Origin of the sequence: Faecousia intestinalis, from assembly GCF_040096185.1 — a bacterium.
Taxonomy (GTDB): domain Bacteria; phylum Bacillota; class Clostridia; order Oscillospirales; family Oscillospiraceae; genus JAZOXB01.
In genome coordinates, this window is the sequence record NZ_JBBMFF010000128.1 from 1 (window position 1) to 8,644 (window position 8,644).

Annotated in this window: 9 protein-coding genes; all 9 read right to left on the reverse strand. The window is 65.6% G+C overall.

The window, feature by feature from the left end:
- Positions 1-244: 244 nt before the first annotated feature.
- The 9 genes from ribF to rimP all read right to left on the reverse strand — a co-directional run bounded on the left by ribF (position 245) and on the right by rimP (position 8,234).
- The gene (ribF, locus tag WMO66_RS02660) at positions 245-1,138 is read right to left on the reverse strand and encodes a riboflavin biosynthesis protein RibF (protein WP_349134865.1); all 894 of its coding nucleotides are present in this window, start codon (positions 1,136-1,138) and stop codon (positions 245-247) included.
- 10 nt (positions 1,139-1,148) lie between these two features.
- A complete protein-coding gene (truB, locus tag WMO66_RS02665; RefSeq protein WP_349134866.1) occupies positions 1,149-2,015 on the reverse strand; it encodes a tRNA pseudouridine(55) synthase TruB in 867 nt (288 codons plus the stop codon).
- Positions 2,015-2,965 (reverse strand): DHH family phosphoesterase, encoded by a 951-nt coding sequence (locus WMO66_RS02670; RefSeq protein ID WP_349134867.1) that lies wholly within the window; start codon positions 2,963-2,965, stop codon positions 2,015-2,017. Before WMO66_RS02670 ends, truB begins: the two co-directional genes overlap by 1 nt.
- Entirely contained in the window at positions 2,943-3,320 is a 378-nt protein-coding gene (gene rbfA / locus WMO66_RS02675) for a 30S ribosome-binding factor RbfA (protein WP_349134868.1), read from the reverse strand. The genes WMO66_RS02670 and rbfA overlap by 23 nt, the downstream gene beginning before the upstream one ends.
- A 235-nt stretch (positions 3,321-3,555) precedes the next feature.
- Positions 3,556-5,892 (reverse strand): translation initiation factor IF-2, encoded by a 2,337-nt coding sequence (gene infB / locus WMO66_RS02680; protein ID WP_349134869.1) that lies wholly within the window; start codon positions 5,890-5,892, stop codon positions 3,556-3,558.
- 27 nt (positions 5,893-5,919) lie between these two features.
- Complete coding sequence (locus WMO66_RS02685) at positions 5,920-6,339, reverse strand: L7Ae/L30e/S12e/Gadd45 family ribosomal protein (RefSeq protein ID WP_349134870.1); 420 nt, start codon at positions 6,337-6,339, stop codon at positions 5,920-5,922.
- Positions 6,326-6,604: an RNase P modulator RnpM gene (rnpM, locus tag WMO66_RS02690; RefSeq protein WP_349134871.1), complete on the reverse strand. Its 279-nt coding sequence runs from the start codon at positions 6,602-6,604 to the stop codon at positions 6,326-6,328. Before rnpM ends, WMO66_RS02685 begins: the two co-directional genes overlap by 14 nt.
- Before the next feature lie 85 nt (positions 6,605-6,689).
- Positions 6,690-7,763, reverse strand: coding sequence for a transcription termination factor NusA (gene nusA, locus WMO66_RS02695; protein ID WP_349134872.1), 1,074 nt, complete (start codon positions 7,761-7,763; stop codon positions 6,690-6,692).
- 18 nt (positions 7,764-7,781) lie between these two features.
- Positions 7,782-8,234 carry a ribosome maturation factor RimP gene (gene rimP, locus WMO66_RS02700; protein ID WP_349134873.1) on the reverse strand — a complete coding sequence of 151 codons (453 nt, stop codon included), beginning with the start codon at positions 8,232-8,234 and terminating at the stop codon, positions 7,782-7,784.
- Between the last annotated feature and the right edge of the window lie 410 nt (positions 8,235-8,644).

Consider the following 8,644-nt stretch of genomic DNA (forward strand, 5'->3'; position numbering starts at 1 on the left):
TGCACCCCAAGGGCACTTCCTCGCGCTTCGCGCTCAGGGCGCCACGTCGGCCTGCGGCCTCCTCGCAATGACAAATCGGGGGGGCCATCCTCGTTTTATCGACGGCCCGCTGATTACGCCGGTGCAGCGCCGGGAGCGGCATGCCGCTCCCCTACAGGGCGCGTGCGGTCGGCGGGCATGCCCCGCCTCTGCCAATATACCATAAAATGACCGCCCGCCGGGGTTACCGGCGGGCGGTCGTGGTTTATCGATCGCGGAAAAACTCCCGCGTCTGCTCGGCGTTGTGCAGGATCGCGGCGCGCAGCTCGTCGAGGCTGTCAAACTTCCGCTCCGGGCGGAGGAAGGTGTAAAACTCCAGCCGCAGCGTCCGGCTGTAGAGGTCGCCGTCAAAATCCAAAATCCACGGCTCCACGGTCACATGCGTGCCGCCGACGGTCGGGCGCGAGCCGATGTTGACCACGGCGGGCAGGCGGCGGCCGTCAAAGCAGGCCAGCGCGGCATAGACGCCGTGGCGCGGGCACAGCAGCTGCGGCGGCAGGGCCAGATTCGCCGTCGGAATGCCGATGGTCCGGCCAAGGTGGCGGCCGGAGACGACCGGGCCGGTGAGCACATGCGGGTGGCCGAGGCAGCGCACGGCCTCCGCCATGTCCCCGGCCTCCAGCAGAGCGCGGATGCGCGTGGACGAGACGGGCGCGCCGTCCAGCTCGATGACGTCGATGCGGTCAAAGCCGATGCCGCGCTGCGCGCAGAAGGCCGCGAGCTTCTCCGGATTGCCTGCGCCGCGGTCGCCGAAGCGAAAATCGTGGCCGCAGACGAGGTGCACGGCGTGGTAGCGCCCGAGCAGCGTTTCCTCCGCGAAGCGCTCCCACGGCTGCGTCATGGTCTCGCGGTCAAAATGCAGCGTGAGCACCTCATCGATGCCGTAATATTCCCGCATGAGGGCGGCGCGGTCCTCCGGCGTGTTCAGCAGCGGCACGCTGTGTCCGGAGACGAGCGTGTCCGGGTGCGTGTCAAACGTCAGCGCCGCCGCAGGCACGCCGAGACGGTCCGCCGTTTCGCGCGTGCGCCGCAGCAGGCCGCCGTGGCCGATGTGGACGCCGTCAAAAAAGCCGAGCGCCAATACACAGGGTCGTGTCATATGCATCCTCTCAAATCGCAAAAAAGCTCTTCACGGTCTCCATGCGCCCGTCCCGGACCTCGCCGAGAGCGAGAAATTCGCCGCTTTCGGCATACAGGCGATAGCGGCCGGGGGCGAAGCAGAGTGTGAACGAAGCGCCGTTGCGGCAGCACTTCTCCTGCGCGGGCGTCAGCGTCAGCGCAGGATGGGCCGCAAACAGCGTGTCGACCGGCAGCAGCAGGGACTCCGGCGCAGGGTGGGCCAGAATGTCCGCCAGCGGCACGGCCTGCGCCGCCGTATAGGCCCCGGCCACCGTGCGCCGCAGCGCGGCCATGCAGCCGCCCGTTCCGAGCGCTGCGCCGAGGTCGTGGCACAGCGTGCGGACATAGGTCCCCTTGGAGCAGTGCACGCGCAGGGTAAAGTCCGGCGGCGCGCACGAAAGCAGCTCCAGCGCGTGGATCGTGATGTCCCGCGCGGGCCGCGCGACCTCCTGCCCGGCGCGCGCCAGCTCATAGAGCTTCTTCCCGCCGATCTTGATGGCGGAATACATCGGCGGCACCTGCTTCTGCGGGCCGAGGAAGCGCGGCAGGGCCGCGCGCACGTCTGCCTCCGTCACGGAGGCGGCATCGCGCTGCTCCAGCACGCGGCCGGTGATGTCCTGCGTGTCGGTCACAAGGCCGAGGCGCAGAACGGTCTCATACGTCTTTTCGGCATGCTCAAAGAACTCGACGGCGCGCGTCGCCCGCCCAAAGAACACGGGCAGCACACCCGTGGCCATGGGATCGAGCGTTCCGCCGTGCCCGGCGCGGCGCTCGTGCAGCGCCCCGCGCAGCTTGGCCACGACGTCCTGTGACGTCCAGTCCTCCGGCTTGTCGACGATCAGGATCCCGCTTGCCATCAGAGCTCGACTCCGCTGTCGGCGATGGCCTGCAGAATGGCCTTCTTGGCCGCGTCGAGGCCCTCGGGCACACTGGCTCCGGCCGCGCCGCGGTGTCCGCCGCCGCCCAGCCGGGCGCAGATGGCGGCCGCGTCGTATTTCGGCGAGCAGCGCAGGGAGATCTTGCCGCCCTCCGGACCTTCGCGCAGCATGACGCCGATCTCGACGCCTGCGATCTCACGGCTGAAGCCGGAGATGTCGTCCACGTCGTCCTCTGTCAGGCCCAGCTCCACGAGCAGGACGTTCGGGAGCGTGTTCACGGCGACGGCCCCGCCGGCGTAGAATTCCATCTTCTCCGTCAGGCGCGCCTCAAGCTGCAGGCGCGGCAGGCGCTTCGTCATGAACAGGGCCGTGTTGATGGCGAACGTGTCCGCACCGGTGTCCTTGCAGGCGGCGGCGCAGCGCAGGGTGTCGGCCGTCGTATTGTTGAAGCGGAAGCAGCCGGTGTCCGTCGAGATGGCGACATACAGGGCCGCGCCCATGGAGGCATCGAGCTTGACGCCCATGAGCTGCAGCAGCCGCAGGATGATCTCGCCGCAGGCCGCGGCGCTTGCGTCCACAAAGGCCTGCAGGCCGAACTGCCGGTTCCCGGCGTGGTGGTCGATCTGCAGCTCGACGGCGCAGTCCGGCAGGTCGAACGGCAGCAGGTTCTCCGCCGCAATGTCCACGCTCACGACGCAGGCGCTGGACGGCAGCGTCTCGCACGTCAGCTTGCCGAGCCACGGGCGGAATTTCTCCGTGAACTGCGGATTTTCCAGCACATGGGCCGTCTTGCCGAGGCTGCGCAGGCCTGCGCACAGGGCGGCCGCGCTGCCAATGGTGTCGCCGTCCGGACGGCGGTGCGTCAGGAGGACATAGTTGTCATTGCGCAGCAGAAAATCCGCCGCTTCACGAATGGTCAGCTGTTTCATCTTCCGTGTCCTCCGGAATGTCGAGCTTCGAGAGAATGTCGAGAATGTGCGCGCCGTGGACGATGGAGTCGTCCTCCTGCCACTGCAGCTCCGGCGTGTAGCGCAGCTGCAGGCTTTTGCCCAGTGCGCGGCGCAGGAAGCCGCCCGAGGACTTCAGCCCCGCGAGCACTTCTTTGGTGCAGCTGCGGTCGAGCAGCGAGACGTAGACCTTGGCATAGCGAAGGTCCGGCGTCGTCTCCACATGGGTGATGGAGACCATGGTCTTCTGGACGCGGGGGTCCTTCAGCAGGCGGAGCTGCTGGGCCAGCTCGCGCTGGATCTCCTCATTGATGCGTCCGATGCGGTTGGATGCCATAAAAATTTCCTCCTTCCGGCGCGCCGGTGCGCGCCGCGTGCGTCAGGGAGCAGGTACTCCGGGCCTGCGGCGAATTCGCCGAAGCCGTCAGCGTGTTCCGCGGCGTCTGCCGCGAGATTGCCACGGGCGCAAAGCGCCCTCGCAATGACAGATCAGGGAACCCCGGCGCAAATATAAGGGCGGGCGCGGAGAAGCACTTTCCCCGCGCCCGCGTGTGAGAAACGGTCGGTCGACCTTAGCGGGGGATCTCCTCCATGACGTAGCACTCGAAGATGTCGCCCTCTTTGATGTCGTTGAACTTGTCGATGGACATGCCGCACTCGTAGTTCTGCGCGACCTCCTTGACGGAGTCCTTGAAGCGCTGCAGCGAGCCGATCTCGCCCTCATAGATGACGATGTTGTCGCGCAGCACGCGCACCTTGCTGTCGCGCGTGACCTTGCCGTCCTTGACATAGCAGCCCGCGATGGTGCCGATGGCGGAGACCTTGTAGGTCTGACGGACCTCGGCATGGCCGATGATGGCCTCACGGTACTTCGGCGCGAGCATGCCCTTCATGGCGGCTTCGATCTCGTCGATGGCGTCGTAGATGACGCGGTACATGCGGATATCGACATTGGCGCGCTGAGCCGAGGCCTGTGCGGCGGCGTCCGGACGGACGTTGAAGCCGACGACGATGGCGTTGGCCGTGGAGGCCAGCAGGATATCGGACTCGTTGATCGCGCCGACGCCTGCGTGGATCACGCGCACGCGGACCTCCTCGTTCGACAGCTTTTCGAGGCTGGCGCGGACGGCCTCGGCAGAGCCCTGCACGTCGGCCTTGACGATGAGGTTCAGCTCCTTCATCTCGCCCTCCTGCATTTTGGCAAAGAGGTTGTCGAGCGTGACCTTGCTGGCCTGCTTTGCAGCGGCGTCCTTCTCGGCCTGCTTGCGCTGCTCGACGAGCTGGCGGGCCATGCGCTCGTCGGCGACGGCGTCGAACTCATCGCCCGGCGTGGGCGTTTCGGCAAGGCCGGTGATCTCGACCGGGATGGACGGACCGGCGGACTGGATGGCGCGGCCCTTGTCGTCCGTCATGACACGCACGCGGCCGACGGCCGTGCCCGCGATGATGAGGTCGCCCTTGTGGAGCGTGCCGTTCTGCACGAGCAGCGTGGCGATGGGGCCGCGGTTCTTGTCGAGGCGGGCCTCGATGACGGTGCCCTTCGCGGCGCGGTTCGGGTTGGCCTTGAGCTCCTGCATCTCGGCGGTCAGGATGACCATCTCGAGCAGCTGATCGATGCCCATGCCCGTCTTGGCAGAGATCGGGCAGACGATGGTGTCGCCGCCCCACTCCTCGGGGATGAGGTCGTATTTCGTGAGCTCCTGCTTGATGTTTTCGGCGTTTGCGCCGTGCTTATCCATTTTGTTGACCGCGACAATGATGGGGATGTTCGCGGCCTTGGCGTGGTTGATGGCCTCGACGGTCTGCGGCATGATGCCGTCGTCCGCCGCAACGACCAGAATGGCGATGTCGGTGCACATGGCGCCGCGGGCACGCATGGAGGTGAAGGCGGCGTGGCCCGGCGTGTCAAGGAAGGTGATGGGCTTTCCGTTGATCTCGACGGTGTAGGCGCCGATGTGCTGCGTGATGCCGCCGGCCTCGCCGGAGACGACGTTCGTCTTGCGGACGGCGTCGAGCAGGCTTGTCTTGCCGTGGTCGACGTGGCCCATGACGACGACGACCGGGCTGCGCGGGACGAGCTCGTCCTCGGTGTCCTGATGGTCGTCGATGAGGCGCTCCTCGATGGTCACAACGACCTCGCGCTCGACCTTGCAGCCCATCTCCGTGGCGACGAATTCCGCCGTGTCGAAGTCGATGGTCTGGTTGATCGTGGCCATGACGCCGTTCTTGAGCAGGGTCTTGATGACCTCGGTCGCGGTCTTCTTCATGCGGGAGGCCAGCTCGCCGACGGTGATCTCATCGGGGATCTTCACGGTCAGCGGGGTCTTCTTGATGACCTCCAGGCGCAGGCGGCGCATCTTCTCCTGCTCCTCGTTGCGCTGCTTCGAGCCGAAGGCCGGCTTTTTGCCGCCCTTGGCCTTATTCTTGTTCTTGCTGGCGATCTTCTGCTTGCCGCCGGAGAAATTCTGCGCGCGCTCGGAGATGAGCACGTCCACGCGGTCGTCAAAGCGGTCGGCGTTGACGGTGACGGCAGAGGTATCGACGACGCGGCGCTCGCGCTTGCGCTGCTCCTGCTGGGGCTTGGCGGCCTTGTCGGCGCTCTGCGCAGCGGGCGCGGCATTTGCGGCCGGAGCGCTGCCCTGTGCGGGCTGGGCTGCGGGCTTCGGGGCCTCTGCCTTCTTCGGCTCGGTCTTCTTTGCCTGCGGGGCCACGGCGAACACCTGCTCCAGCGAAGCGATCTGGTGCTTCTGCGTTATCGCATCGAACACGACGTTCAGCTGCTCGTCCGTCAGCACCTGCGTGTTGCTGCGCGGCTTCTCAAAATATTTTCCAACGATCTCCGCAATATCCTTCGGCGTCACGCCAAAGTCAGCGGCGACCTCCTTCACGCGGTATTTCACAAAACTCATATTCTCGCCACCTCCTGATTGACACACTTACGATTTCCCATGCCGGACGTTCCTGCGGTGGGCCTTTTCCTCGGCGCGCCGCTTTTCCACGCGCTTGACGCGCTCGTCCAGCTCCTGCAGCAGGTCCGCATACTTTTCCGGCTCGCCGAGCGTCTTGACAAACGCCAGCGCAAGCTGCACATCCGTGATGGCGGCAATGGCGCAGCTCGTCGTGCCGAGGGCGTCGCCCAGCTCGTCGCGCGTATAGGGCAGCGTCAGCAGCGGCTGCGCCGTCCCGGCCACGAAGCTCTTTGCCCGCCGCACGGTGTGGCCGCCGGCATCCGAGGCCAGCAGCATCAGCCGTGCGCGGCTGGCGCGGGCCGCTGCGCCCGCCTGCTCCTCGCCGAGGACGATGTTTCCGCCCTTGCGCGCGAGCGACAGCAGACCCAGACTTTTATTCTGTTCCATCCGGCAGCGCCTCCATTTCCAAACGCAGGGTCTCGTACAGCTCCTGCGGCACCGTTACGCCCAGCGCGCGGTCAATGGCATGCGAGCGCATTGCTTTCTTCAGGCATTCCGCGCTGCGGCACACATAAGCGCCGCGTCCGGGCGCTTTTCCGCGTGCGTCGAGGCTGACCTGCCCCTCCGGGCTGCGCACCACACGGGTCAGCTCACGCTTGGGCTTCATTTCGCGGCAGCCGAGGCATTGACGCATCGGCACTTTCTTCGGCACGGTACATCCCCTCCGATCCTACTGTGGAAAGGCCCGAGGCCTTTCAAGAAAACGATTTGACAGAATGATGTGCAGTTCCCGAAAATTATTCGGCAGCTGCTTCTTCCAGCGCCTCGGCCTGCGAGGCGGGCTTGATATCGATCTTGCAGCCGGTCAGGCGCGCGGCGAGGCGGGCGTTCTGGCCCTCCTTGCCGATGGCGAGTGACAGCTGGTCGTCCGGCACGATGACGCGGCAGGCCTTTGCGCCCTGCTGCAGCTGCGTGACGGAGATGACGTCCGCCGGGGACAGCGCGGAGGCCACGAACTGGCAGATGTCCTCGGACCACACGACGATGTCCATTTTCTCGCCCTGCAGCTCCTCCACGACCGCGCCGACACGCGCGCCGCGGGCGCCGACGCAGGCGCCGACGGGATCGATGTTCTCCTCGGCCGCGTGGACGGCGATCTTCGTGCGGGAGCCGGGCTCACGCGCGATGGAGCGGATCTCCACGGCGCCGGAGCTGATCTCCGGGACCTCCAGCTCGAACAGGCGCTTGACGAGCGCCGGATGCGTGCGGGAGACCATGACCTGCGGGCCGCGGCTGCTGCGGCGGACCTCGATGACATAGACGCGGATCATGTCGCCCTCGACGAAATGCTCCGTCTTGACCTGCTCGCCGACGGGCAGCAGGGCGTCGGTCTTGTCCGTGCCCTGGCCGATGCGGATGGTCATGTCGCCGTTCGGCTCGAAGCGCAGCACCGAGCCGGTGAGGATCTCGTGCTCCTTCGAGGAGAAGCTCTCGAAGATCATGCCGCGCTCGGCCTCGCGGATGCCCTGAATGATGACCTGCTTGGCCGTCTGGGCGGCGATGCGGCCGAAGGCCTGCGTCTTGATCTCCACGTTCACGAGATCGCCGAGCTGTGCGTGCGGGTCGACCTTGCGCGCGGCGTCGAGCGTGACCTCGGTGGCGGGGGTGATGACCTCGTCGACGACCTCCTTCTGCGCATACATGCGCATGGCGTCCTCCGTCAGCTCGACGTAGACGTTGTCGGTGTAGCCGTCGCGGTCCTTTTTATAAGCGGCGACAAGCGCCTGCGTGATCTTTTCGACCATGTAATCCACGGGGATGCCGCGTTCCTTCTCCAGCTGGCGGAGCGCCGCAAAGATTTCAGCGTTCATGATTTCTCTCCTTCGTGATTAGAACTCCACGCGGAGCCGCACGAGCGCGACCTCCGCCTTGTCAAACGTGACCTCGCGGCCGCGCATCTCGATCGTAACTGCCCCGTCCTCATAGCGCACGAGGCGGCCGGGGAACTCCTTCTGGCCGTCGCGCGGGCGGTAGAGCTTGACGAGCACCGGCTCGCCCAGATAGCGCTCGAAGTCCGACGGACGCTTGAGCTGGCGCTCCAGTCCGGCGGAGCAGACCTCAAAGCGGTAGCTCTCGGGGATGGGGTCCTTTTCGTCAAGGACCGGGTCGACCGCGCGGGATACGGCCTCGCAGTCGTCGATGTCCACGCCGCCCTCCTTGTCGAGGTAGAGCCGCAGGAACCACTCGCCGCCCTCACGGACGTATTCGACGTCCCAGAGGCTGCAGCCGCAGGCCTTGACCAGCGGCTCGGCGAACTCCCAAACCTGATCGGTGATCTTCATGGAAATGCTTCCTTCCTGCCGGGGACCGGCGCAGAATTTCAGAAGAAAAGAGAGGGGAAAACCCCTCTCTTAGTAAAGTCTACTATAGATTGTCCTTATTATAACACTGAAATACCCGGAATGCAAGAGCTTTTTGAAACTTTTTCCCCGAAAATCGGCCTGTTTTCTCCGCGGAGAAGGACATTTGTCCGCTGCTCCGGTATGTGTGAAAAAAGTAGGGGCGAGGCACGCCTCGCCCGGCGACGCACCTGCCGCCCGTACAGGCTATCGTTAAAATGGTAAATGCCCCCCAAATTGTCATTGCGAGGGCGCTTTGCGCCCGTGGCAATCTCGGGGAGGCACTGCCGATTCGTACCGGCTGCCGATAAAACGTACAAACCGATTGCGTCTGTAGCGGCGGTCAGTGAGCG